Source organism: uncultured Roseibium sp., from assembly GCF_947499295.1.
Lineage (GTDB): Bacteria > Pseudomonadota > Alphaproteobacteria > Rhizobiales > Stappiaceae > Roseibium.
Window position 1 is genome coordinate 1 of sequence record NZ_CANMNP010000130.1, and the last position, 526, is coordinate 526.

1 protein-coding gene is annotated in these 526 nt (G+C 55.1%); it reads right to left on the minus strand.

Going from position 1 to position 526, the window contains the following annotated elements:
- Positions 1-526, minus strand: a 526-nt coding sequence (locus tag Q0835_RS30090) for a cadherin repeat domain-containing protein (protein WP_298967182.1), incomplete at both ends; no start/stop codon positions are given.

Sequence of the window (526 nt, forward strand, 5' to 3'; positions counted from 1 at the left end):
TGTCCGAGACGGCAGAGACATCCACTTCATCGACGTCGGACACCGCGATCGTGAACGTCTCCTGAGACGTCGAACCGTCCGTTGAAGTCGCTGTCACAGTAACGTTGATGGAACCTTCGGTTTCTGCATCGAAGGACGCACCGGAAGCAACAGTCACGACACCGTTGCCATCCACAGTGAACCGGCTGTCGTCAACGGAATAGGAAACGGAATCAGACACATCCGCATCGGTGGCGAGAGCAGTAATGCCGACCTGCGTACCTTCACTGGCATTTTCGGCAATCGAATTCGCAGAAGCATCTGTGTCCGAGACGGCAGAGACATCCACTTCATCGACGTCGGACACCGCGATCGTGAACGTCTCCTGAGACGTCGAACCGTCCGTTGAAGTCGCTGTCACAGTAACGTTGATGGAACCTTCGGTTTCTGCATCGAAGGACGCACCGGAAGCAACAGTCACGACACCGTTGCCATCCACAGTGAACCGGCTGTCGTCAACGGAATAGGAAACGGAATCAGACACATC